Genomic DNA, 26963 nt, shown 5'->3' on the forward strand with positions numbered 1-26963 from the left:
AACATACAACTCGCCCATGACGCCAATCGGCACCGGACGCTGCTGTTCATCGAGCAGATACACCGTGGCATTAGTCACCGGTTTGCCGATGTGCAAGGCATCGCCTGCCTCGATGCGTCCAGAGGTCGCAACCACGGTGGCTTCGGTCGGGCCGTAGTTGTTGATCACGTCGAACTGCTGATTGCGGCTGAACTGGCGCAAGCGGTCGCCACCGATCAGCAATGTACGCAACGTCGGGTGTTCAAGGTTCTGGCTGAAGGCGTATTCGGCGACGGGTGTCGGCAGAAAACTCACGTCCAGTGGCTGCGCGCGCCACCACTCGAGCAACGCATCGATGTCCTCGGTGCCCTCGTGAGTCGGTGCCAGATGCAGGGTCGCGCCGGCACACAGCGCCGGCCAGACTTCCCAGGCCATGGCGTCGAAACCGAACCCGGCAAGGCTTGAAGTGTGGCGACCGGCGCACAGATCAAACGTTGAGCAATGCCAGTCGACCAGATTCGACAAGGTGCGGTGTTCGACCATCACGCCTTTGGGCAGGCCGGTGGAGCCGGAGGTGTAGATCACGTAGGCCAGATGCGCGGCGGTCAGGCCCGGCACCTGCGGATCAAGGGTCTCGCTCAGCGGCCAAGTGCGCGGGTCAAGATCGATCACCGGCACCGCCAGCGTCGGCAAGCGCTCCCGCAGATTATTTTGGGTCAGCACTGCAACGGGGGCGCTGTCGCTGAGCAAGTAGTGCAGACGCTCGGCCGGGTGCGCCGGGTCGACCGGCACATAACCGGCACCGGCCTTGAGAATCGCCACTAGCCCGACCAGCGTATCGAGGCCACGGCGGGCGACGATGGCGACGCGATCATCGGGTTTCACACCCAGTGCGATCAGATGATGAGCCAAGGCGTTGGCATGCCGGTTGAGTTCGGCATAGCTCAGTTGCTCACCCAAGAACTGTGCTGCCACAGCTTCTGGCCGCTGCGCCACTTGGGCCTCGAAACGCTGGGCAATGGTCAACGTCGCGGGGAAATCGGCGTGACTGGCATTGAACGCCAGCAAAACCTGTTCGCGCTCGGCCGCTGGCAGAATCGGCAACTGGTTGAGCGCGGTGTCCGGCGCCTGCTCCAGCGCCAGCACCAGACTTTCCAGGGCGCAGTGCAAGTAATCGCAGATGCGCTGTGGATCGACCTCGGTGGTGGCCAGCAAGGTCAGGCTGAAGGTATCGCCGAAATCGTCGACGCTCAGGGTCAGCGGATAGTTGGTGCGTTCTTCGGAGCTGATCGTGCTGATGCCTTCCCAGGCCGCCAGGGTCTCGGCACTCGCCGTCGCCGCGTTGTGGCTGTGGCGGTAATTGAGCAAGGCACTGAACAACGGCGTCGGCGCGACCACGCCGCTGCAACGCTGGGCGAGTGCCAGTGGTGCGTGTTCGTGGCGCATCAGCGTGGTCAGGCGTTTGTGCGTCGCCTCCACCGCCGCACGCACGCCTTGTGCATCGACATCGACCCGCAACGGCAAGGTGTTGATGAAAATCCCCAGCGCCCGCTCGGTGGCTTCGGCGCCTTGCATACGGCCCATCAGCACCGTACCGAACACTACGTTTTGTTTGCCGGTGAGCACCGCCAGTACCTGCGCCCAGCCCAGATGAAACAGGCTCGCGACACTCACGCCGAGCTGCCGCGCCTGTGCGCGCAGACGCTGGCCGAGCAACGGATTGACCGGCAGGCTCAGCTCAGCGATACCGAGGCCGTCGCCCTGCACATCCTGCAAACCGTAGGGCAGCGTCGGCTCGGCTATGTCAGCGAGCATGTCGCGGAAAAAAACCTCGTGCTCAGCTTCGCTGATGCCCAGCCGCGCCTGCGCCACGTAATTGCGAAACGGCACCGGCCGGCCGAGCGATTGAGCCTGGCCAGTGAGGCAGGCGAGCAGTTCGTGACGCACCACGTCGAGCGCCGAGTGGTCCAGCGCCATGTGATGGAACAACAACGTCGCGACCACGCGCTGACCGCCCTCATCCCACGCGTAGGCCAGACGCATCATCGGCGCGCACCGGACGTCCAGACGGAAATGCCGCGCATCGAAACGCTCGTGCAGTTGCTGCAGCGCATCACTTGCGCCGTCTGCCAGCACGATCTCTTCCATCGGCAACGGTGCCTGACGCCAGACCACTTGCAGCGGCACGTCCAGCCCTTCCCAATGCACCGCCGTGCGCAAGATGTCGTGGCGATCGATGACCTTTTGCAAGGCTTGAGCGAAGTCCTGCAGCCGCTCGCGGCTGCTGAACGCAAAGTACGATTGCATGACGTACGGATCGCCCTGCTCGTTGCTCGCGTGGTGATAGAGAATGCCTTCCTGCAACGGCGCCAATGGGTAGATGTCCTGCACATTGGCGGCGCCGCCTGGTACCTCGGCGAGCAAGCGGTCGAGGGTCGCCTGATCCACGTCAGCCAGGGTCACCATCGCTGGGGTGATGCGCGTGGTGCCGGGGAGAATGCCGTTGGCCGGAACGTCAATCTGGCCGACGCGGGTGGCCGAGTATTGGCCGGCCTTGATCAGTTCGATCAGCGCCGGTTTGTGCTCGCGCAGCGCGGCCAGCAGCGCCGGATCGCTCAACGCCTGTTTGTTGCCGTTGACGCGCAATTGCTCATCGGTCACCGCCAACTGAATGTCTTTTGTCTTCAGGGTTGCCAACAGTTCGAGCACATTCACAGGACGATCTCCATTCTTTCCGTAATTGCGGCGTAGCCGGCCAGGGTCGGTTGTTCGAACAACCCCCTGACATCGGCTTCCATGCCTTCCTGACGTAACCGGCCGATCAGACTGACCGCCAGTAATGAGTGACCACCCAGTTCAAAGAAATGGTCGTGACGCCCTACCCGCTCGACGTTAAGCAGCTCGGCCCAGAGCCGTGCCAGGGTGATTTCGACGTCGCCAACCGGGGCTTCGTATTCGCGGGTTTTCAGCGATTGCTGATCCGGCGCCGGCAGCGCCTTGCGGTCGAGCTTGCCGTTGGGGCTCAGCGGCAAACTATCGAGATGCACAAACACCGTAGGCACCATGTAATCCGGCAAATGCTCGAGCAGTTGACTGCGCAGCAGGTCGATTTCCAGCCGTTCGCCGGTGTAATACGCGACCAGACGTTTGTCGCCGGGCACGTCTTCGCGAGCCACCACCACGGCTTCCTGCACACCTTTGATCTGGGCCAGGCGCGCCTGGATTTCGCCCAGCTCAATACGCAGACCGCGGATCTTCACCTGATCATCGTTACGCCCCAGGTATTGGATGTTGCCGTCCGCCAGATAGCGGGCGACGTCACCGGTGCGATACATCCGCCCGTTGGCCTGGAACGGATCGTTGAGGAAGCGCTCGGCACTCAGCTCAGGTCGGTTCAGATAACCGCGCGCCACCTGCACGCCAGCGATGTACAGCTCGCCGATCACGCCTTGCGGCACGGGTTGCTGTTGCGCATCAAGGATGTACATGCGGGTGTTGGCGATCGGTTTGCCAATTGGCGTGTTGTCCGGGGTCTGCTCGATCGTTCCCGCGCAGTCCCACGCGGTGACATCGACGGCGGCTTCGGTCGGGCCGTACAGGTTATGCAACGCGCTGCCCGGCAATTGCAGTTTGAAACGCCGCACCACACGGCCCGGCAACGCCTCGCCGCTGCACATTACCTGCCGCACGCTGTCGCAGCGTGTGGTGTCGCTATTGGCGAGGAACACATCGAGCATCGACGGCACAAAGTGCAGCGTGGTGATGTTTTCGGTTTCGATCACTTCAGTGAGGTATTGCGGATCCTTGTGTCCGTCGGGCCGCGCCATGACCAGGCGCGCGCCGGTCATCAGCGGCCAGAAGAACTCCCACACCGAGACGTCAAAACTGAATGGGGTTTTCTGCAATACCGAATCGGCAGCGGTCAGGCGATAGGCGTCCTGCATCCACAACAAGCGGTTGACCACCCCGGCATGTTCGTTGACCACGCCTTTCGGTTGGCCGGTGGAGCCGGAGGTGTAGATCACGTACGCGCTGTGTTGGGGTGTCAGCGCCGGGATTTGCGGATTGTCGGCAGACAGGGATTGCCAGGTGTTCTGGTCGAGGTCGATTACCGGTGCCGAGAACTCTCCCAATAGCGTGCGGGTCGCCCCGTGCACCAGCACCACGGCCGGCGCGCTGTCCTCGAGCATGTAGGCCAGACGCTCCGCCGGATAGGCTGGGTCCAGCGGCACATAAGCGGCGCCGGCCTTATTGATCGCCAGCAGGCCGATGACCATTTCCAGGCTGCGCTCGACGCAGATTGCCACCCGTGAATCAACCTGTACGCCAAGGCTGAGCAGGTGCCGGGCCAAGCGGTTGGCGCGTTCGTTCAACTGCGTGTAGCTCAATGCCTGGTCGCCGGCGACAACGGCCACAGCCTGTGGCGTACGCTGCACCTGCGCTTCAAACAAGCCGTGCAGCGTCTGCTGCAAGTCGTAATCGACGTCGGTGGCATTGAGGCCGAACAGCAACGCCTGCCGCTCCTCGTCCGGCAACACCGTCAGGCAGTTCAACGGTTGTTGCGGTGTGTGCTCCAACGCTTCAACCAGCGCGATCAGCGCGTTGTGCATGTACTGGCCGAGGCGTGCTGCACCGATGCGCGAAGGGGTCATCACCGTCAGTGCGAAACCACTGCCGAGATCATCGACGTTGAGGGTCAACGGGTAATTGGTGCGCTCCTCGCCGGCCAGGGATTCGATGCCCTGCCAGGCCTCGCGCTTGGTAGTTTGCTGAGCTTCGCTGTCGCTATGGCGGTAATTGAGCATCGCGCTAAACAGTGGTGACGGTGCCGCGACACCGCTGCAACGCTGGGCCAATGCCAGCGAAGCATGTTCGTGAGCCAACAGCGCACTGAGCCGCGCATGGGTCGCCTTGACCCCGGCGCGCACATCGGTTTCGTCGACATCCACGCGCAATGGCAAGGTGTTGATGAACATGCCCAGCCCGCGATCTGCGCCCGCCCCACCCTGCATGCGGCCCAGCAGCACCGTGCCGAAGACAACGCGCTCCTGAGCGGACGTTGCCGCCAGTACCCGCGCCCAGGCGAGATGGAACAGACTGGCGACACTGACGCCGAGCAAGCGCGCCTGGCTGCGCAACCGCTGCGCCACCGTGGCAGGCAGCGCTTGGCAGACTTCCTCGATGTCATTCCCGTCGCCGTGCACGTCCTGCAAACCGAATGGCAGCGTCGGTTCGTCGATGTCACCGAGCATCTCGCGGAAGAACACTTCGTGCTCTTGTTCGCTAACGCCGAGGCGGGTCTGCGCCACATAGTTGCGGTATGGCACGGCGGGCACAGGTAGTCGCTCATCACCGTGCAAAATCGCCTGCATTTCTGCGCTGACCACCGCCAACGCGGTGTGGTCCATGGCGATGTGGTGGAACAACAGCATGGCAACCACGCGTTGATTGTCCGCGTCGAGGGCGTACACCAGACGCAACAGCGGTGCTTGGTCGAGGTCCAGACGCCAGTGCCGCGCATCGAAGCGCGCACGTAGTTGATCGATGGCTTCGCCCTGCGCGGGCTCCAGCGCCACAGCTTGAACCGGCAACTCCGCACGGCGCCAGACCACTTGCACCGGCGCCGCCAAGCCTTGCCAGACCACCGAAGTGCGCAGGATGTCGTGGCGCGTCATGACCTGACGCAACGCCGCCGCGAACCGTTGAAACCGTTCAATACTGTCGAACGCCAGACACGATTGCAGCAGGTACGGATCGCCCTGCGCGGCGCTGAGGTGGTGATACAGAATCCCTTCCTGCAACGGTGCCAGCGGATAAATATCCTGCACATTGGCCGCGCCGCCCGGCACCGTGGCGACGATGCGCTCGATACTGGCCTGATCCAGTTGCACCAGCGTCAGCATGTCCGCAGTGATGTGCGTGCAATCGGCAGGAATCAGATTGTCCGGCACGGCGACCTCGCGGCCACTGCCCACCGCCGCCGCCAGCGCGGCCAGGGTCGGTTGGCTGAACAGCACACGCACGTCGGTGCTCAGATCGACCTGACGCATGCGCTCGATCAGCGTCACCGCCAGTAATGAATGCCCGCCCAATTCGAAGAAGTTGTCGTGACGGCCGATCTGTTCGACCTTGAGGACGTCCGACCAGATCTGCGCCAAGGCGATTTCCACCGAACCTTGTGGCGCGGCATATTCGCGGCTCAGCCACGCCGTTTGATCCGGTTCTGGCAACGCCTTGCGGTCGAGTTTGCCGTTGGCGGTCAGCGGCAGTGCTTGCAGGCGCACGTAAGCGGCAGGCACCAGGGCATGCGGCAACTGTGCTTGCAAATGACTGCGCAAATCCTCGATCTCGACGTTCAGGCGTTCGGTAAACCAAGCCAGCAACTGGCCGTCGCGTACCAGCACCACGCAATCCTGCACGGCTTCGTGAGCGCTCAACGCCGCTTCGATTTCGCCCAATTCGATGCGCACGCCGCGCAGTTTGACCTGATCATCGTTGCGCCCCAGGTATTCGACGTTGCCATCAGCCAGCCAGCGCGCGAGGTCGCCGGTGCGGTACATGCGCGCCTGCGGTTCATCGCTGAACGGGTCGTCGAGAAAGCGTTCGGCAGTCAGCTCGGGGCGATGCAGATAACCGCGCGCCACGCCGGCACCGCCGACATACAACTCGCCAGCAACGCCAACCGGTACGGGGCGCTGCTGGTCATCGAGCAGGTAAATCTTCGCGTTGGCCATCGGCCGACCGATATGCAGCACCTGCCCGGCCTCGACCGCGCCGCAGGTGGCAACCACCGTGGCTTCGGTCGGGCCGTAGTTGTTGATCACCGCGAACGTCTGCTGACGCGGGAACTGGCGCAATTTGTCGCCACCGATCAGCAACGTGCGCAAGGTCGGGTGGCCGAGGTCACGACTGAAGGCGTATTCGGCGACGGGCGTGGGCAGGAAACTCACCTGCAACGGCTGCGCGCGCCACCACGCCAGCAATTCGTCGAGGTGCTCGTTGCTCACCGATTGCGGTGGCAGATGCACGGTCGCGCCGATGCACAGCGCTGGCCAGACCTCCCACGCCATGGCATCGAAACCAAACCCGGCGACACTCGACGTGTGGCTGCCCGCGTGCAGGTCAAAGGCGCCGTTGTGCCAGTGCACGAGGTTTTCCAGCGTTGCGTGTTCGACCATCACGCCTTTCGGCTGGCCGGTGGAGCCCGAGGTGTAGATCACGTAGGCCAGATGCGCCGGGGTCAGCATCGGCACCTGCGGATTGCGGTCCGGCAGATGCGCCCAGTCAAGGCGATCGAGATCGATCACGCGCGCAGCACCGAGCAAATCACGCGTCGAGGCCTCGGCCAGAACCGCCAATGGAGCGCTGTCCTCCAGCAGGTAGGCAATGCGTTCCGCCGGGTAGGTGGGGTCGACCGGCACATAACCGGCGCCGGACTTGAGGATCGCCAGCAGCGCCACCAGCATCTGCGGGCTGCGCCGCACGCACACGGCGATGCGGTCGTCAGGCTGCACGCCAAGGCTGAGCAGATGGTGGGCCAGGCGGTTGGCGCGTTGATTGAGCTGGCCATAGGTCAACGCTTGCCCGCCCTGCACCACCGCCAGCGCCTCCGCCCGTTGTGCCGCCTGAGTCTCGACCAGCGCATGAAGGGTTGCGCCACGGCGAAACGCGACGGCACTCCGATTGAAATCGACCAGCAGTCGCGCCTGCTCCGGCAGCGACAGAATCGGTAGCTGATCGAGTGGCGTCTGGGGCTGCTGCTCCAGCGCTTGCACCAGTTGCTCCAGTGCGGTGTGCATGTAACTGCAGATCCGCTGCGCACCGATCTCGGCGAGCGCCAGCACGTCCAAGGCAAAACCGTCGCCCAGATCATCCACCGACAGGGTCAGCGGATAGTTGCTGCGCTCCTCGCCACCGAGCATGCGCACGCCTTGCCAGATCCCCTGGCCGTCGCGCGGCTGTTGTGCGGCGGCGCTGTGCCGGTAATTGAGCAAGGCGCTGAACAGCGGCGCAGAACCCGGCGTGCCGCTGCAGCGTTGAGCCAGCGCCAGTGACGCGTGTTCATGAGCGAGCAGCGCCGTCAGCCGCGCGTGGGTGGTTTTCACCCCGGCGCGCACGCTCTCAGCGAGACCCACCCGCAGCGGAAGGGTATTGATAAAAACCCCCAACGTGCGGTCGGCGCCCTCACCGCCCTGCATACGCCCCATCAACACGGTGCCGAAGACCACGTCGCGACGGCCGGAAACGACGCCCAACACTTGCGCCCAGGCCATGTGCATCAGGCTCGCCGGGCTGACGCCCAACTGCCGGGCCTGTTCGCGCAGACGCCGATTGAGCGCGGCATCGACCGCTTGCAGCGCTTCTTCGATACCACGCCCGTCGCCCTGAACATCCTGCAGACCGAAGGGCAAAGTCGGCTCGTCGATGTCGCCGAGCATCTCGCGGAAGAACGCTTCATGTTCCTGCTCATCGGCGCCGAGGCGTGCCTGCGCCACGTAATTGCGGTACGGCATCGGCGGCGTCAGTGTGTCGAGCTGATCGAACATCAACGCGTGCATTTCCCGGCCGATCACGTCCATGGCGGTGTGGTCGAGAATCGAGTGATGGAACAGCACGATGGCGACGACTTGCTGTTGCGCCGGATCCTCGGCGTAGACCATGCGGATCAACGGAGCTTGATTAAGGTCGAGGCGGAAATGCCGGGCATCGAAACGCGCGTGCAGCTGTTCGAGAATGTCGCCGTCCTGCGCATCCAGCAGCACCTGCTGGACGACCATCTGCGCCTGCCGCCAGACTACTTGCTGCGGGCTCGGCAAGCCTTGCCAGACCACGCTGGTGCGCAGAATGTCGTGACGGGCGATGACCTGCTGCAAGTGCTCGGCGAAGCTGTGCAAACGTTCAAGACTGTCGAAGGCCAGACGCGATTGCAGCAGGTACGGATCGCCCTGTTCGGCACTGAGGTGGTGATAAAGAATGCCTTCCTGCAACGGTGCCAGCGGATAGATATCCTGCACATTCGCAGCACCGCCCGGCACCGTCGCGACGATACGATCGATGCTGGCCTGATCGAGTGTGGTCAGGGTCAGCATGTCGGGCGTGATGTGTGTGCAATCGGCCGCAATCAGATTTGCCGGCACATCGATTTCCCGGCCACTGCCCAAGGCCCGCGCCAGCGCGGCCAGGCTCGGTTGGTTGAACAGCACGCGCACATCGGCGCTTAAACCGGCCTGACGCATGCGTTCGATCAGGCTCACCGCCAACAGCGAATGGCCGCCGAGTTCGAAGAAATTGTCGTGACGGCCGATCTGTTCGATGTTGAGTACGTCGGCCCATATCTGCGCCAGCGCCATTTCGACCGGGCCTTGTGGCGCTTCATATTCACGGCTGAGCCAGGCGTCCTGATCCGGTTCGGGCAAGGCCTTGCGGTCGAGTTTGCCGTGAGCCGTGAGCGGCAGGCTGTCCAGTCGCACGTAAGCGGCCGGGACCAAAGTGTCCGGCAGCCGCGCGTGCAGATACTGGTGCAAATCGCCGATCTCGACAGACTCGATTGCGGTAAACCAGGCGACCAGACGGCCGTCGCGCACCAGCACCACGCATTCGCGCACCGCGGCGTGAGCGCTCAGCGCCGCTTCGATTTCCCCGAGTTCTATACGCACGCCGCGCAGTTTTACCTGATCATCATTGCGCCCCAGGTATTCGATATTGCCGTCCGCCAGCCAGCGAGCGAGGTCGCCGGTGCGGTACATCCGCGCATGCGGTTCATCGCTGAACGGGTCGTCAAGGAATTGTGCTGAGGTCAGTTCCGGACGATTCAGATAGCCGCGCGCAACCCCGGCGCCGCCTACATACAACTCGCCTTGTACACCGGTCGGCACTGGTTGTTGCTGACGGTCCAGCAAATAGACTTTGGCATTGGCAATCGGCCGGCCAATGTGCAAAACCCGCCCGGGCTCGATGCGCCCGGACGTCGCCACCACCGTGGCTTCGGTCGGGCCATAGTTGTTGATCACATCGAACGTCTGATCTCGCGGGAACTGGCGCAATTTATCGCCACCGATCAGCAATGTGCGCAGGGTCGGATGGCCCAATTCACGACTGAAGGCATATTCGGCCACCGGGGTTGGCAGAAAGCTCACCTGCAACGGCTGCGCGCGCCACCATTCGAGCAGTTCATCAAGATGTTCGTTTTTGATCGAAGACAGTGGCAGATGCACGGTCGCGCCAACGCACAACGCCGGCCAGACTTCCCAGGCCATGGCATCGAAACCGCAACCGGCGACGCTGGCGGTGTGGCTGCCGGCATGCAGATCGAAGGCTTCGGCGTGCCAGTGCACGAGGTTTTCCAGGGTGCGGTGCTCGACCATCACGCCTTTCGGCTGTCCGGTGGAACCGGAGGTGTAGATCACGTAGGCCAGATTCGCCGGGGTCAACCTCGACAGCACTGGGTTGGTGTCAGGTAAGTGCTGCCAGTCGCCGGCATCCAGATCGATGACGGGAACAACGCCAAGCAGCTCGCGCGTCGACGCCTGCGCCAGCACCGCGATCGGGTCGCTGTCCTGCAACAGGTAGGCGATGCGCTCTGCCGGGTAATCCGCATCGATCGGCACGTAACCGGCGCCGGCCTTGAGAATCGCCAGCAGCGCGACGAGCATGTCCGGCCCGCGACGCAGGCACAGCGCAACACGGTCATCGACTTGCACGCCGAGACCGATCAAGTGATGGGCGAGACGATTGGCGCGCTGATTCAGTTCACGGTAGCTGAGCCGTTGCTCGCCCTGCACCACCGCCAGCGCTTCGGGATGTGCCGCCACTTGCGCTTCAAACAGGCGCGGCACGGTCTGCGCCGGCGGGAATTCACGACCGCTGATGTTGAAGCCGACCAGCACTCGCTGCCGCTCACTCGGCGACACGATCGACAGTTGCTGCAACGGCGCCGTTGGCGTGTACTCAAGTGCCGTGACCAGGCTGTGCAACGCGGTTTGCAAGAAATCGCAGACCCGCGCGCCATCCACTTGCGGCACGGCTTGCACGTTCAGGCGGAACCCGTCGCCGAGGTCGTCGACACTGACCACCAACGGATAGTTACTGCGCTCGCGGGAGCTGAGAATCTGCACGCCGTCCCACGTTACAGCGGCCGACTCCGGCGCACTGTGGCGGTAGTTGAGCAAGGTGCTGAACAGCGCCTGCGACCCGGCGACACCACTGCAACGCTGGGCCAGCGCCAACGAAGCCTGCTCATGGCCGAGCAACTGCGCCAGACGTGCATGGGTACCCCGCACGCCGCTCTCTACCGAATCAGCCCCGACGCTGACGCGCAGCGGCAAGGTGTTGATGAACATGCCCAACGCCCGATCTGCGCCTTCGCCGCCCTGCATGCGCCCGAGCAATACCGTGCCGAACACCACGTCCTGCTGGCCGGACACCTGCGCCAACACCTGAGCCCAGGCCTGATGCACCAGACTGGCCACACTGACACCGAGCCGCCGCGCCTGCTCACGCAGACGTTTACCGAGGTCGGCATCGAGCTCGGAATGACTGTCGAGAATGTCGCTGCCGTCGCCGTGCACGTCCTGCAGACCGAAGGCCACGGTCGGCTCGTCGATATCGCCAAGCATCTCGCGGAAGAACGCCTCATGGGCCTGATCATCAACGCCGAGCCGCGCCTGGGCGACAAAGTGGCGGTATTGCACCGGCGGCGGCAGATGCTCGCTGCGACCAAGCATGACGTCATTCATTTCCGCGACCAGCACGTCGAGGGCGGTGTGGTCGAGGACGATATGGTGCATCAGGAGAATGCCGATCCAGCGCTTGTGCGGCTGATCTTCGGTGTAGACAAAACGCATCAGCGGCGCGCGATTGAGGTCCAGACGATAGTGGCGTGGATCGAAACGCGCCTGCATCTGCTCGAGCACGTCGCCGTCGAGTTCGTCAGCATCGACGCGTTCCAGCGCCAGTGGCGCCTCGCGCCAGACCACTTGCACCGCCTCTTCAAGCCCTTCCCAGACGATGCCGGTGCGCAGAATGTCATGGCGCGCGATCACGCCGTTCAAGGCGCGAACGAAGGTTTTGATCTGCGCCAGACCGTCGAAGGCAAATTGCGCCTGCAACACATACGGATCACCGGCAGCGGTGGCCAGATGGTGATAGAGAATTCCCGCCTGCAAAGGCGCCAGGCCATAGATATCCTGCACATTGGCGATGTCGCCCGGCACGGTTGCAACGACACGGTCGATCGCGGCTTGATCGAGATTGGTCAGCGGCAACATGGCCGGGGTGATGCGCGTACAACCTGGCTTGATCAGGTTGTCGGGAACGACGATGCCGCGTTCGCTGCTCAAGGTCGCCGCCAGCGCGGCCACACTCGGCTGACCGAACAGCACGCGCACGTCACAGTGCAGATCCTGTTGGCGCATGCGTTCGATCAGCTTCACTGCCAGCAGCGAATGACCGCCGAGCTCGAAGAAATTGTCATGGCGGCCGACCTGCTCGACACCAAGCAATGTCTGCCAGAGACCAGCAATCAGATTCTCTACCGCTCCGACCGGCGCTTCGAAACCGCGCCGCGCGAATGCATCGCTGTCCGGTGCCGGCAAGGCTTTGCGGTCGAGCTTGCCGTTGGTGGTCAGCGGGAAGGCTTCCAGGCGCACGAAGGCGCTTGGCACCATGTAGTCAGCCAACCCCGCCAACAGATGATCACGCAATTGCGCCACATCCGGCGCAGCGCCTGCGTCGGCCAGCCAGTAGGCGACCAGACGCTGATCGCCGGGGCTGTCCTCACGAGCGATTACCACGGCTTCGCGCACGCCTTCGCAAGTAGACAGCCGCGCCTCGATCTCGCCCAACTCAATGCGGAAGCCGCGAATTTTCACTTGATCGTCATTGCGACCGAGGTATTCGAGGCTGCCGTCGGCGGCCCAGCGCGCGAGGTCGCCGGTTTTATACAGCCGCGCATCGACATTTTCAGTGAACGGATCATTGATAAAACGCTCGGCAGTCAATGCTTCACGATTCAGATAACCGCGCGCCACCCCGGCCCCGCCGACGTACAACTCGCCAATCACGCCGACCGGTACCGGTTCGCGCTGAGCATCGAGGATATACAGTTGCAGATCGGGAATACGCACGCCAATCGGGCTGACGCCGAGCAACTGCGCGTCGGCGGCTTGCAGCGGTCGATAGGTCACGTGCACGGTGGTTTCGGTGATGCCGTACATGTTCACCAGCCGCGTGCCGGCATTGCCGACCCGCGCATACCACGGCTTGAGCAAGCCCGGCTCCAGCGCTTCGCCGCCGAACACCACCTCCCGTAACGAGTGTTGCAGCTGACTGCGGCCCTGCGCGGCGATCAGTTGGCGGAAGGCGCTCGGCGTCTGGTTAAGTACGGTCACGCCGGTCTGGCAGAGCAATGCATAGCAGTCGTCCGGCGAACGGCTGACGGCTTGCGGGATCAGCAGCAATTGCCCGCCGAACGCCAGCGCGGCCCAGATTTCCCAGACCGAGAAGTCGAACGCGAAGGAATGGAACAACACCCCGATGTCTTGCGGGTTGAACTGGAACCAATCGTGGGTGGCGGAAAACAACCGCGCCACGTTGCGGTGCTCGACCATCACGCCTTTGGGTAAACCGGTGGAACCGGAGGTGTAGATCACGTAAGCCAGATGCGCCGGGGTCAGCTCAGGGATCTGCGGATTGCTGTCGAGTTCGGCCTTGAGGTGAGCGCTGTCGAGGTCGATCTGCGGCACTTCGAGAGCGGCCACGCGCTCGCGCGTCGCCGTCTGCATCAGCACTGCTGCCGGGGCGCTGTCCTGCAAGGTGAAGCTGATTCTGTCGAGCGGATAGGCCGGATCGATCGGCACGTAACCGGCGCCGGCCTTGAGCACCCCAAGCAGGCCGATGATCATTGGCGCGCCACGCTCAACGCAGATCGCCACGCGGTCGTCGGGACGAATGTTCAGGGCCAGCAGATGATGCGCCACCTGGTTGGCGCGCCGGTTGAGTTCGCCGTAACTGAGGGTTTGTCCGTCGAATATCAGCGCCGTGGCCTCAGGCTGGGCCTGGGCATGGGTTTCGAATTGCTGGTGAATCAACAGGGTTTCCGGGAACTGTGCCAGCGGCGAATTGACGCCGTACAGCAAGTGTTCGCGTTCGCTCGCCGGGAGGATGCGCAGCGTTTGCAGCGGCACATCGGCGCTGGTTTGCAAGGCGGCGAGCAGACTCTCCAGCGCCGTGTTCAGGTACGCGGCCATGCGCTCGGCCCCCAGCGCTGCATCCGCCAGCGCGGTGATGCGCAAGTCGGCGCCGAGGTCATCGATGTTGATGGTCAGCGGATAGTTGGTGCGCTCGCGGGCACCCAACACCTGCACACCGGGGGCGATGTCGATCACCTCCGCCACTTCCTCAACGCTGCTGTGTCGGTAGTTGAGGATCGCGCTGAACAGCGGCGTCGGCACCGCAACGGCGCTGCAGCGTTGCGCCAGGGCTAGCGAAGCCTGCTCGTGCGCCAGCAGCGCGGTCAGGCGCCGATGGGTCGCCAGCACGCCGGCGCGCACGCTTTGCTCGCCAACATCAACGCGCAGCGGCAAAGTGTTGATGAACATGCCCAACGCTTGCTCGCCGCCCTCGCCCGCGTCCATCCGCCCCAGCAGCACGGTGCCGAACACCACCGCCGTGCGCCCGGACAATTGCCCGAGCACCCGCGCCAGGGCCAGATGCGTCAGGCTCGCGACGCTGACGCCGAGCTGCCGTGACTGCTCGCGCAACTGCCGGCTCAAGCGGCTGTCGAGCATCAGCGAGGCTTCCTCGATGGCGTGGCCATCGCCCTGCACATCCTGCAAACCACAGGGCAGCGTCGGCTCGTCGATATCCGCGAGCATGTCGCGGAAAAATGCTTCCTGCGCCTGCTCGTTACCGGCTTTGCGTGCCCTGGCCAAGTGATCGCGATACGGCACAGCGGCAGGCACTTGCGCGGTCTGCCCGAGCAGACAGGCCTGAATTTCCCGGCGCAGCACATCCAGCGCCACGTGATCCATGATCATGTGATGAAACAGCAACAGCGCGACCACGCGGCCCTGCGCGGCATCCTGCGCATACACCAGGCGCAGTAAAGGCGCTTGCTGCATGTCGAGACGGAAGTGTTGCGGGTCGTGGCGTGCGAGCAGTTGCGTGAGCACGTCGGCGGCACTGTCGACGGGGACTTCCTCACACACCAGCGGCGCCTCGCGCCAGACCACTTGCAGCGCTTCGTCGAGATATTCCCAGACGAACGAGGTGCGCAGGATGTCGTGACGTTTTACCACCCAGCGCAGCGCGTCGGCGAAGGCGTCCAGCCGTTCCTGGCTGTCGAATACGAAGCGCGCCTGCGAGATGTAAGGGTCACCGGCAGGGGCCGAGAGGTGGTGATAGAGCATGCCTTCCTGCAACGCGGACAACGGATAGATGTCCTGCACGTTGGCGGCGCCGCCCGGCACCGTGGCGACGATGCGGTCGAGGGTTTCCTGATTCAGTTGCACCAGCGGCAGCATGTCCGGGGTGATGCGAAAGGCCGGGCTCAGCCAGTCGCCGCCGTGTTGGGCGACCAGCTCCAGCAGTTGCGCCTTGTGCGCCGCGAGGCTGTCCCACAACGCGTCATCCAGCGCGTCGTCGCTGCCCAGAATGACCAGGTCTTCATCTTCCTGTTGAAGGCGGATCGCATGGGTGGAAATGGCAGCCATCAGTTCGCTGAAATGCATGAGGTAACCTGCTGTAAATTCGAAAAAAAATGAGCGCGCAGCAGCGAGTCCATGCAGGCGGCGCGCAGCCTGGAAAAACTAAAACATCGGGGCGTGGGTGTCTGACATGGGAAGCGGGGACAAGCTGCCAGCGTGAGCACCGCAAGTCCCCGTGGGAGCGAGCCTGCTCGCGAATGCGTTGGTTCAGTCAATGTTGATGGCGACTGACACAGCGCTTTCGCGAGCAGGCTCGCTCCCACAGGTTTCGTGTCCGACGATCAGAGCCGGCGTTTGCGGTTGAGGCTCGGGATGGTGGTCTGGGCGATTTCGACCTGCTTCGCCTGCCGCGAGGTCTGTGCCGCCAGCGCGGCCAGCGTCGGCTGGCTGAACAGCGTGCGCGCGTCGACATGCAGGCCAGCCAGACGCATGCGCGCGACCAGACTGACCGCCAGCAACGAATGCCCGCCCAGCTCGAAGAAGTTGTCGTGCCGGCCCACCTGCTCGACCTTGAGCACCTGCGCCCATATCTGCGCCAAGGCGGTTTCCACGTCGCCTGCGGGGGCCTCGTAAGGACGACTGAGCAGCGCCTCCGCCCCCGGCTCCGGCAACGCCTTGCGGTCGATTTTGTCGTTTGGCGTCAAGGGCAACGCCGCCAACCTCACGTAGGCGCCAGGCACCATGAACTCCGGCAACTGCGCCAACACATGCGCTCGCAATGCTTCCAGCGTCGGTGCAGCCAGTTCGGCGCGCAGGGTGTAATAAGCCACCAGCCGCTCATCGCTTACCAGCACCACCGCCTCGCGAATGGCCGGGTGTTCCAGCAGGCGCGCTTCAATCTCGCCCAGCTCAAGACGCACCCCGCGCAGCTTGACCTGAAAGTCGTTACGACCGAGGAATTCGAGGTTGCCATCGGCGCCATAACGCACCAGATCACCGGTGCGATACAAGCGATCACCAGGCACGAACGGACTGTCGATAAAGCGTTCGGCCTGCAATTGCGGCAGTCCCAGATAGCCCCGCGCCACGCCCACCCCGCCAATGTGCAAATGCCCACTGACGCCTGACGGCACTGGCTGATCAAAGGCATCAAGGACGTACAGCCGCGTGTTGCTCAGGGCCTTGCCGATCGGTACCAGTGTCTGCGGCACCGGCTCGCCGGGTTGCAGCGTCCAGCCACTGCTGTCGACCGTGGTTTCGGTCGGCCCGTAGACGTTGTGCAGGCGCACCCACGGCAGGCGCTCGCGCACTTGCCGGGCCAGCGCGACGGTCAACTCGCCGCCACCGTTGAGCACATCGGTCAGGCTGGTGCACTGGCTGACATCGTCCTGTTCGAGGAACTGCTGCAACAAGGCCGGCACGAACTTGACCACGGTTATGTTTTGCTCACGAATCACTTGCGTGACATAAGCCGAATCGCGATTGCCATCGGCTCGCGCCAGGACCAGGCGCATGCCCGAGCACAGTGGCCAGAAGATCTCCCACACCGAACTGTCGAAACTGTACGGGGCCTTTTGCAGCAACGCCCCGTGTTCAGTCGGCGGCGACAACTGCGAACCCCAATGCACCATGTTGCAGGCGCTGCGGTGCTCGATCATCACGCCTTTCGGCGTGCCGGTGGAGCCGGAGGTGTAGATCATGTAGGCCAGATTCGCCGCGACGAGACCGGGTACCTGCGGATTCTCGTGCGGTTGGTCCCGCCATACACCGAGATCGAGATCGATCAGTGGCACGCCGGGTTCGCCGAGCAAATCACGCGTTGCGGCATGCACCAGCAGCGCGACCGGAGCGCTGTCCTGCAACATGTAGTTGAGCCGTTGCTGCGGATAATCCGGATCGAGCGGCACATAAGCACCGCCGGCCTTGAGAATGCCCAACAGACCGATCACCAGTTCAGGCCCGCGCTCGACGCAGATCGCGACCCGCGAATCCGGTTGCACGCCGAGCCCGCGCAGATAATGGGCCAGGCGGTTGGCCTGCTCGTTCAACTCGCGATAGCTCAGGCGTTGCTCGGCGAACTGCACGGCGATGGCATCCGGCTTGCGCTGCACCTGTTGTTCGAACAGTGCCTGAAGTGGCTGATCCAGCGGGCAGTCGACTGCCGTATCGTTGAACTCGATCAGCAGCCGTTGCAGTTCTTCCTGCGGTAACAACGGCAGGCTATTCAGCGGCCGCTGCGGCGTGTTCTCCAGCGCTTCGACCAACACGCTCAGCGCTGACTGCACATAACTGCAAATCCGCTGCGCACCGATGCTCGACAGGGTGCGGGTGGTCAAGCGCAAGCCTGTGCCGAGGTCATCGACACTCAGGGTAAACGGATAATTGGTCCGCTCCTCATTAGCCAGGGTCTCGATGCCCTGCCAGGTTTGCCGCGAGGTTTTTTGCTCGACATCATCGCTGTGCCGATAGTTGAGCAAGGCGCTGAACAGCGGTGCCGGCGCAGCAACGCCGCTGCAACGCTGGGCCAGCGCCAACGAAGCGTGTTCATGGGCAAGCAACGCGCTCAGGCGCGCATGGGTGGACCTCAGCGCTGCGCCCGCACCCTCGCCGACATCGACCCGCAGCGGCAAGGTGTTGATGAACACCCCGAGCGCCCGATCGGCACCCGCGCCACCCTGCATGCGGCCCATCAACACCGTGCCAAATACGACACTTTGCTGCGCGGAGGTCGCCGCCAATACTTGCGCCCAGGCGAGGTGGATCAGGCTGGCGATGCTCACGCCCGCCAGGCGCGCCTGCTGCTGCAGGCGCTGATAGAGAGCGCTGGCCAGCGCCTGCTCGGCTTCTTCGATGTTGCTGCCGTCGCCCTGCACGTTCAGCAAAGCGAACGGCAAGGTCGGCTCGTCGATGTCGCCGAGCATCTGCCGAAAGAACGCTTCATGCTCCTGCTCGCTGACACCCAGGCGCGTCTGCGCCACATAGTTGCGGTACGGCACCGGTGCTGCCAGCGGTTCGCCGTGCCCGGACAGGCTGGCGTGGATTTCTTCGCGCATCGCCTCCAGCGCAATGTGATCCATCGCCAGGTGATGGAACAACAAGATGCCGACCACCCGATTGTGCGCGGGATCACGGGCATACATCAGGCGCAGCAGCGGCGCCTGACTGACATCGAGGCGATAACGCCGCGCGTCGAAACGCTCGTGCAATTGATCGATGATCGCGCCACGGGCAGGATCAAATTCAACCTCCTGCACCGGCAAAATCGCCTCGCGCCAAACGACCTGAACCGGCGACGTCAGCCCTTCCCAAACCACCGCCGTACGCAGAATGTCGTGCCGCGCCATGACCTGACGCAGCGCAGCGGCAAAGGCCTCGACCCGCTCGAGGCTGTCGAACGCCAGCAGCGATTGCAGCAAATACGGATCGCCCTGCGCAGCGGTGATGTGGTGATAGAGAATGCCTTCCTGCAACGGGGCCAACGGGTAGATATCCTGCACATTGGCGGCACCGCCCGGCACGGTCGCGACGATACGCTCGATCATCGCCTGATCCAGTTCAACCAATGGCAACATGTCCGGCGTGATGTACGTGCAATCGGGCGCAATGCGGTTAGCCGGCACCTCGACTTCGCGGCCGCTGCCCTCTGCCGCCGCTAACGCCGCCAGTGTCGGTTGGTTGAACAGCACGCGAACATCGCTGCTCATGCCAATCTGGCGCATGCGTTCGATCAGGCCCACGGCCAACAAGGAGTGGCCGCCCAGCTCGAAGAAATGGTCGTGACGCCCTACCCGGTCGACCTGCAGGACCTCGGCCCAGATCTGGGCGAGAGCGATTTCGACGTCACCTTGTGGCGCCTCGTATTGACGGCGGATCAGCGCGTCCGGCCCCGGTGCCGGCAACGCCTGGCGATCGAGTTTGCCGTTGGCGGTCAGCGGCAAACTCGCCAGGCGCATGTAAGCGGCCGGCAGCATCGTGGCCGGCAAGCGCGATGTCAGGTGCGCGTGCAGTTGCAGGATGTCCAGCGCTTCACGCTCGGTGAACCATGCCAACAGTTGACCGTCGCGCACCAGCACCACGGCTTCCTGCACCGCGTCATGGCTGGCCAGTGCGGCTTCGATCTCGCCGAGCTCGACACGCACCCCACGAACTTTCACCTGGTCATCGTTGCGACCGATGTACTCAAGATTGCCGTCGGCGCGCCACCGCGCGAGGTCGCCGGTGCGGTACATGCGCGCATCAGGCTGCGCACTGAACGGGTCGTCGAGAAAGCGTTCGGCCGTCAGGTCCGGACGGTTCAGATAACCCCGGGCAACCCCGGCGCCGCCAACATACAGCTCGCCAATGATGCCGATCGGCACCGGACGCTGCTGATCATCGAGCAGATAAGCCGTGGCATTGCTCACGGGTTTGCCGATGTGCAACGCCTGCCCCGGGCTGATCAGCCCCGAGGTGGCGACCACCGTGGCTTCGGTCGGGCCGTAGTTGTTGACCACCGCAAAACCTTGCGCTCGGCTGAACTGGCGCAGACGATCGCCGCCAATCAGCAAGGTGCGCAAGGTCGGATGATCGAGTTTTTGGCTGAAGGCGTATTCGGCAATCGGCGTCGGCAGAAAGCTGACATCCAGCGGCTGCGCACGCCACCAGGCAAGCAGCGCATCGATGTCTTCGCTGCTTTCGCTCGCGGGTGCAAAATTCAGCGTTGCCCCGGCACACAGCGCCGGCCACACCTCCCACGCCATTGCGTCAAAACCGAAGCCAGCCAGGCTTGAGGTATGCTGCCCGGGGCCAAGTCCAAACGCCGCACAGTGCCAGTCGACCAGATTGCCCAGCGTGCGGTGCTCGACCATCACGCCTTTGGGCAACCCGGTGGAGCCAGAGGTGTAAATCACATAGGCGAGGTGGTGGGTGTTCAACCCCGTCACGTCGGGATCGGTCAAGTTGTCGAGCGGCCACTCGCGCCGATCCAGGTCGATCACCGGCAGCGTTGTGGTGGGCAGACGATCACGCAGATCGCTTTGCGTCAGCAGCGCCACCGGAGCACTGTCGCTGAGCAAGTAACTCAGACGCTCGGGCGGATGCGCCGGATCAATCGGCACATAAGCAGCACCAGCCTTGAGAATCGCCAACAGCCCGACCAGCGTGTCCAGGCCACGGCGTGCAACGATTGCCACACGATCGTCAGGAACCACGCCGAGGCCGATCAGATGGTGGGCCAACGCATTGGCTTGCCGATTCAGCTCGGCATAAGTAAGGGTTCGTCCCTGATACGTCGCGACCACAGCGTCCGGCTCTTCGGCCACTCGCGATTCGAAGCGCTGATGAATCAGTCGGCCTTGCGGATAACTGACCCGGGTGTCGTTCCACTCATTGAACAGGGCCAGTTCTGCCGGGCTATTGAGGTTGAAATCGGCGATCGCCAGCGCCGGGCATTCCAGGCCTTGCTGCAGAATTAGCAGCAAGCGTTCAGTCAACGCCGCGATCTCGTCAGCCGTGAAATAGGCCGGTGAATACACCAGATGCAACCAAGCCTTGTCGGTGTAACGGTTGCTGCGCAGGTGAATGGCCAGCGGAGTCGCCTCGTGCTGGTTGGAGACCTTGACCGAGTGTCCCGAAGCCTCACCGTAACGGTAGTCATGGTCGTCCTGTTCGTAGGACAGCGACAGCTCGAACAGTTGCGTACGGTCTTCGCGCAACAGGCCCAGCGCGCGGTTCATCTCGCTCAGCGGGTAGCGTTGATGGCGGAAATCCTGCTTCAGGTCAGCGCCGATCGCCTTGATCAATTCAGCGAATGACAGCGCTCGCCCAAAGCCCATGCGCATTGCACTGACCTGGGTGAACAAGCCCAAGGTGCTTTTGAAGCGGGCACCGGAGCGATTGAGAATCGGCAAACCGATCACCCATTCATCACGTTGGGCGGTACGACTGAAATACACATGCAGCGCCGCCAGCAAGACATGAAACGCCGAGCCGCCCAGTGGCCGCGCGGTGTCTTTCATGCGTTCGTGCAACAGCGCTGGAAATGCCTTGACGTGGATCCGAGCGGGCGCCGCTTCAGCGTCGAGGGGGTCGCGATGACGAGGGGTCAACAAGGGTTCGGGAATACTGCGGTACTTGTCCAGCCAGTAGCGTTGGTCGCGCTCATAGCGAGGTGATTGATGGTAGCGCGCGTCATCTTCGATAAAGTCGACATAGGACGGTGTCGCCATGCGCGGGCGCTCGCCACGGCAAAACGTGCTGTAGATCTCGCCCACCGACTTGAACAGCAGCGCGAACGCCCAGCCATCGATGATCAAGTGATGGGCCTGGGCTGCCAGCCAGTGACGATGGCGATCGAGGCGAATCAGACTGAAGCGGAACAACGCGTGCCCGCTCAACACAAAGGCCTGCGCCATCTGTGCTTCAACCAGCGCCCGGGCCGCCGCCTGTGGATCGGCTTGCCCGCTGAGATCAAACAGCGGCATGGCCACCGGCAGCGCCTGCGCAAACCCTTGCAACGGCAGCCCGTCGCGACCCACGTCCGATCGCAGAACAATGCGCAAGGCATCATTCGCTTCCACCAGACACTCAAGCGCCGATTGCAGCAATGCCGGATCCAGTGGCCCGGTCAGCTCCACGTAACCGCCAATGTTGTACAGCGGCGAATCTCCGCGGCTCAATTGGTCCAGCCAGATATCCCGTTGGGCGGCAGTCAGCGCGAATGTCTCGACAGGCACGGACAGATCGTCCGCCACGTTGGCAGAAGTAGGCTGCATAAGATCCTTCTCATGAAATTTTGCCGGTATTCAAGCATCGGCCCCGGCGCCGACATGACACCTGAAACCCGGACAACCACCAGGCTCGTAAGCGCCTGTCTGACCTTGCGGGCGTGTTTACCGTAGGCACTGTCGAAAAGTTCGGAGAGGAAACACTGAAAAGCTTGTAGGAAAAAAACCACATAGCAGCGCCGCCATTTACCCGAACGCTGCCGATCAGAATTCCCCTTCGCCAGGTTTTCCGGGGCTTGAGCGTGACTGAACAGTCACACTCGCCGTTACGCCGGCGTTTAACAGCGTCAGAACCCCGGCGCCAATATTCAGAAATAGTGGCACTTTGTGTCCCTGTTTTCCCCTACAGACGTAGGACAAATCCATAGGCTTAAATCCCGCTCCAGATCATGTTCAAGGAGAAATGACTGCGTGGGCGGCTTTTACAGAGACGGCAGACGATTCAGTGATGGCTCTGAACCAAGGATGAAGGATATGAATCTGACCGGCAGCATTCGTAATATGGAAAACCCACACTTCTACTGGCAACTGGGTGAGTTGATAGCAAGCACCGGCGATGATCACTTCGCCACGAACATGTTCCAGTTGGTCGACACCTTGGTGCCGGTCAACCGCGTGGATCTCAGTGAGTGGACGCTGGATGAGCGTCAGGCCAGCGTGGTCGACATCAAGCCGTTGGGCAGCGCCGGTTTGACGCAGACCTGTGCCGCGCCCGATCCGCTGGAAAGCCCCGACGATCATCCGCTGCTGCAGAAGATGATCGAGATGAACGACTCGCTGCTGATTCAACTGAAAGCCTCGCTCCAGCCTCGCCATCCGCAACACAGTGCCCATCAATGCAATCTGGTTTCGCGTACGTCCAACCGCCGTTGCGTGATTTCGTTTTACCGACCGCATACCCAACGGGTGTTTTCCCTGCCGGAGCTGTCGTTTCTCAAGAGCCTGTCAGACACCCTGCTGCCGCTGATCGAACGTCACGCGCAGATCAGTCGGCAAATCCTCGCCCGGCAACCGCGCCAACCGTTGGCCGAGCTGGATCAGGCGCCGCTGGCGCAGGTGTTCGATGAGCGCCTGGCATTAAGCGACATCGCCCTGTCGGTGCGCGAGAAAGAAGTCTGTCTCGGCCTGTTGACCGGCGGCACCGTGCCGCAAATGGCGGAAAAGCTGCGGGTCAAAAACAGCTCGATCGAGACGTACCTGAAACGCGCCACCGCCAAACTCGGCGTCAGTGGCCGCCATGGCCTGGCGAAATGGATGGCCGGGGCCTGAGCACAACGCTCTTTTAATGCATGAGGCAGTTCGATGTTGACGTTGCGACTTTCCCTGCTGTCCATCGCGGTGCTGATGGGCGGTTGTTCATTGATTCCCGAGTATCAGCGCCCCGCTTCCCCCACTGCCGCGCAGTATCCGACAGCAACGCAGCCAGCCACGAGGGCTGAGGACTGGCGCACGCTGTTCACGGATCCGGTGCTGCAACAACTGATCGAAAGCGCGCTGGTCAACAACCGCGACCTGCGCGTGGCGGCACTCAACGTCGAAGCCTTTCAGGCGCAATACCGCATTCAGCGCGCCGACCTGCTGCCGGCGGTGTCGGCCAATGCCAATGAATTGCGCCAGCGCATGCCGCCGAGCGTGACCCAAGGCAAAGCGCTGATCAATTCGACGTACTCGGTCAACCTCGGGATAAGCGCTTATGAGCTGGACTTCTTCGGCCGCGTGCGCAGCCTCAGCGAGCAAGCGCTGCAAACCTGGCTTGCGACTGAAGAAGCGCGGCGCAGCGCACAGTTGAGTCTGGTGGCCAACGTCGCCAACGCCTACCTGACCTGGCGCGCCGATCAGGAGTTGCTGGAACTGACCCGCGACACCCTTGCTGCCGATGAACAGAGCCTGCACCTGACCACCCGCAACCGTGAGGCCGGCAAATCGTCAGCGCTGGAGCAGGCGCAGGCCAGAACCAGCGTCGACAGTTCACGGGCCAATCTGGCGCGCTATCAGCGTCAGGTCGCCCAGGACTTGAACAGCCTGACCTTGCTGGTCGGCGCGCCGGTGCCGAATTCTCTGCCCGCGCGTCCACTGGCCAGCGAGCTGGTGCGGCAACTGCCCGCCGGCCTGCCCTCGGATCTGCTGCAACGGCGTCCGGACATCCTTCAGGCGGAGTACAAACTGAAAGCAGCCAACGCCAATATCGGTGCGGCACGGGCGGCGTTTTTCCCCAGTGTCAGCCTGACGGCGAATGCCGGGACGTCGAGCCGCGATCTGTCCGGGCTGTTCGGCGGTGGCTCTGGCGCCTGGACCTTTCAGCCGCAGATCAGCCTGCCGATTTTTAACGCCGGCAGCCTGCGCGCCAGCCTGGATTATTCGAAGCTACAGAAAGATGTGGCGGTGGCCGAATACGAAAAATCGATTCAAACCGCATTTCAGGAAGTCGCCGACGGCCTCGCTGCGCGCAGCACTTATCAGCAGCAATTGCAGGCGCAGCGCGATCTGGTCGCGGCCACACAGACTTACTACAACCTGGCGCAAAACCGTTATCAAAACGGCGTCGACAGCAGCCTGACATTCCTCGATGCGCAGCGCTCGCTGTTCAGTTCGCAGCAAGGCCTGATCACCGATCGCCTCGCGCAACTGGTCGCCGAGGTCAATCTGTACACCGCGCTGGGCGGGGGCTGGAGCGCCGATGAGTCACGCGCGCAGTAAGCCGCAGTCACTTTTCCTTACACCTTTTGTCGCGCGATCCTGCGCCGTGCGGCGATCCGTGGCCGGCGTCTGCCTGCAGTTTGGTATCATGCGCCGCTTTTACGGTTAACCCCCCGCCAGTCCTGCTGACTGACGGGCTGCAAAAGGCGGTATTAGATGACGGCTTTGTTGACTCGCCGCAAGGTGCTTGCGGGAATGGGCGTACTCGGGCTCGGCCTGCTCGCCGGCTGCGACACCCGCGGCCAACTGTCGTACAAGTACGGCAAGGATCTGAGTAACAAGATCATGGGGCGCACCTTCAAACTGAAGAACACCGATGGCGAAACCATGACGCTGTCTAGCTTTCGCGGCATGATGCCGATGGTGTTCTTCGGCTTCACCCAGTGCCCGGCAGTCTGCCCGACCACCCTCGCCCGCGCGGCGAAAATCAAGAAACTGATGGGCGCCGATGGCGATCGTTTGCAGGTGATCTTCATCACCCTCGATCCCGAGCGCGATACCCCGGAAATCCTCGACGCCTACATGAAAGCCTTCGACCCGACGTTCGTTGCGCTGTACGGCACACTCGAGGAAACCGCGGCCACCGCCAAGGAATTCGACGTGTTCTACGAGAAAGTCCCGGCCGGCGACACCTATACCATCTCGCACACTGCCACCAGTTACGTTTACGACTCCAACGGCGGCTTGCGCCTGGGTCTGTCCACCTCGCTTTCGGCAGAACAATGCACGGAAGATTTGCTTACTGTTATGGAGGTTTGCTGATGCAACCTGTTCTGAACCACATCAAACGCGCTGTCATCGGTCTGTCTCTGCTGGGCCTGGCGTTCCAGGTGTCCGCGCAGACCAAAGTCGACGACGCCTGGGTCCGTGCCACCGTGCCGACCCAGTCCGCCAGCGGCGCGTTCATGACCCTCACCGCCGACAGCGACAGCAAGTTACTCAGCGTCGCCACGCCAGCGGCCAAAGACGTGCAGATCCATGAAATGACCATGAAGAATGACGTCATGAGCATGGGCCCGGTGAAGTTCGTCGAGCTGCCGGCCGGCAAAGCGGTCAAGCTTGATCCGAACGGCTACCACGTGATGCTGATGGGCCTGACCGCTCAGTTGAAAGAAGGCGAGAGCGTGCCGCTGACCCTGATCGTGGAAAACTCCAAGGGCGAAAAAGAAACAATCGAAGTGAAGGCACCGGTTCGTGCGCTGACCAACATGGAAGGTCACGATCACAGCAAAATGCACTGATCTGACTGAGCGGCAATAAAAAAGGGGCGGCCTGATCGATGATCAGGCCGCCCCTTTTTTGTATTTGATCTGCGCAGTATTAACGCTTGCGGGCCAACGCCTTGCGCACGCTTTCCCGTGACATCCCCGAGCCGGAACGGGGCACGGCCTTATCTACGGGCGCCTTGGCCAACTGTTCCTTGCGCTTTTCCACCTCACGCCACTGATAACCGAGATATCCGCCTGCCGCCACAATCCCCAGCCAACCGAACACCGAACTGACGAAGAACCACAGCCCGAGGGTGATCCACACGGTTTTCGAGGTGAATAACTTCAAGCTGTCATCGGCAGGCACCGGTTCAGCCGGTTCAACCACTGCCTGCGTCACCGGTACTCTGTGCACCCCATCCAGATCAATGCGCCAAGCGAAGTCCGCCCCGGCCACCGGAATGTTTAGCTGATTACCTTCAGCACGATGCACCCGAATGTCGCCATCGACGAGCGACATGGAGCTGAAACTGATCTGGGTTTCATAGTGAATCTCGCCGTTGACCTGGGTCACGACCGTTCGTTTTTGGTCAGTGGGGGTGTCGCGCATGCCGATTCCTTGAGCGTTCCACGTCGGACGACGTGCGATGGGATAATCCGTTGGAGTCGAA

8 protein-coding genes (1 of these 8 cut by a window edge) are annotated in these 26963 nt (G+C 62.7%); 4 read left to right on the plus strand and 4 right to left on the minus strand.

The features are described from left to right. From J0G10_RS17915 to J0G10_RS17925, 3 genes are all read right to left on the minus strand, one after another. Nucleotides 1–2694, minus strand: partial view of a non-ribosomal peptide synthase/polyketide synthase gene (locus J0G10_RS17915; RefSeq protein ID WP_220556376.1) — the beginning only. Its footprint begins 15150 nt before the window's first position; only the first 2694 of its 17844 coding nucleotides appear in the window; its start codon is at nt 2692–2694; the stop codon falls past the left edge of the window. Continuing rightward, nucleotides 2691–15707, minus strand: coding sequence for a non-ribosomal peptide synthetase (locus tag J0G10_RS17920; RefSeq protein ID WP_220556377.1), 13017 nt, complete (start codon nt 15705–15707; stop codon nt 2691–2693). The genes J0G10_RS17915 and J0G10_RS17920 overlap by 4 nt, the downstream gene beginning before the upstream one ends. Before the next feature lie 257 nt (nt 15708–15964). After that, nucleotides 15965–22375, minus strand: coding sequence for a non-ribosomal peptide synthetase (locus tag J0G10_RS17925; RefSeq protein ID WP_220556378.1), 6411 nt, complete (start codon nt 22373–22375; stop codon nt 15965–15967). Nucleotides 22376–22861: 486 nt separating this feature from the next. On the opposite strand from J0G10_RS17925, the gene J0G10_RS17930 reads away from it, so the two are divergent. From J0G10_RS17930 to J0G10_RS17945, 4 genes are all read left to right on the plus strand, one after another. After that, nucleotides 22862–23656: a helix-turn-helix transcriptional regulator gene (locus J0G10_RS17930; protein WP_095047888.1), complete on the plus strand. Its 795-nt coding sequence runs from the start codon at nt 22862–22864 to the stop codon at nt 23654–23656. Nucleotides 23657–23689: 33 nt separating this feature from the next. Further along, nucleotides 23690–25084 carry an efflux transporter outer membrane subunit gene (locus J0G10_RS17935; protein WP_220556379.1) on the plus strand — a complete coding sequence of 465 codons (1395 nt, stop codon included), beginning with the start codon at nt 23690–23692 and terminating at the stop codon, nt 25082–25084. A gap of 156 nt (nt 25085–25240) precedes the next feature. Further along, the gene (locus tag J0G10_RS17940) at nt 25241–25846 is read left to right on the plus strand and encodes an SCO family protein (RefSeq protein WP_007915980.1); all 606 of its coding nucleotides are present in this window, start codon (nt 25241–25243) and stop codon (nt 25844–25846) included. Continuing rightward, the gene (locus tag J0G10_RS17945) at nt 25846–26325 is read left to right on the plus strand and encodes a copper chaperone PCu(A)C (RefSeq protein WP_220556380.1); all 480 of its coding nucleotides are present in this window, start codon (nt 25846–25848) and stop codon (nt 26323–26325) included. The genes J0G10_RS17940 and J0G10_RS17945 overlap by 1 nt, the downstream gene beginning before the upstream one ends. 79 nt (nt 26326–26404) lie before the next feature. Here the strand turns inward: J0G10_RS17945 and J0G10_RS17950 are convergent, their stop codons facing one another. Continuing rightward, nucleotides 26405–26902 (minus strand): hypothetical protein, encoded by a 498-nt coding sequence (locus tag J0G10_RS17950; RefSeq protein ID WP_095047891.1) that lies wholly within the window; start codon nt 26900–26902, stop codon nt 26405–26407. Nucleotides 26903–26963: the final 61 nt, after the last annotated feature.

This window comes from Pseudomonas germanica, from assembly GCF_019614655.1.
In the GTDB taxonomy this organism is placed as follows: Bacteria; Pseudomonadota; Gammaproteobacteria; order Pseudomonadales; family Pseudomonadaceae; genus Aquipseudomonas; species Aquipseudomonas neuropathica.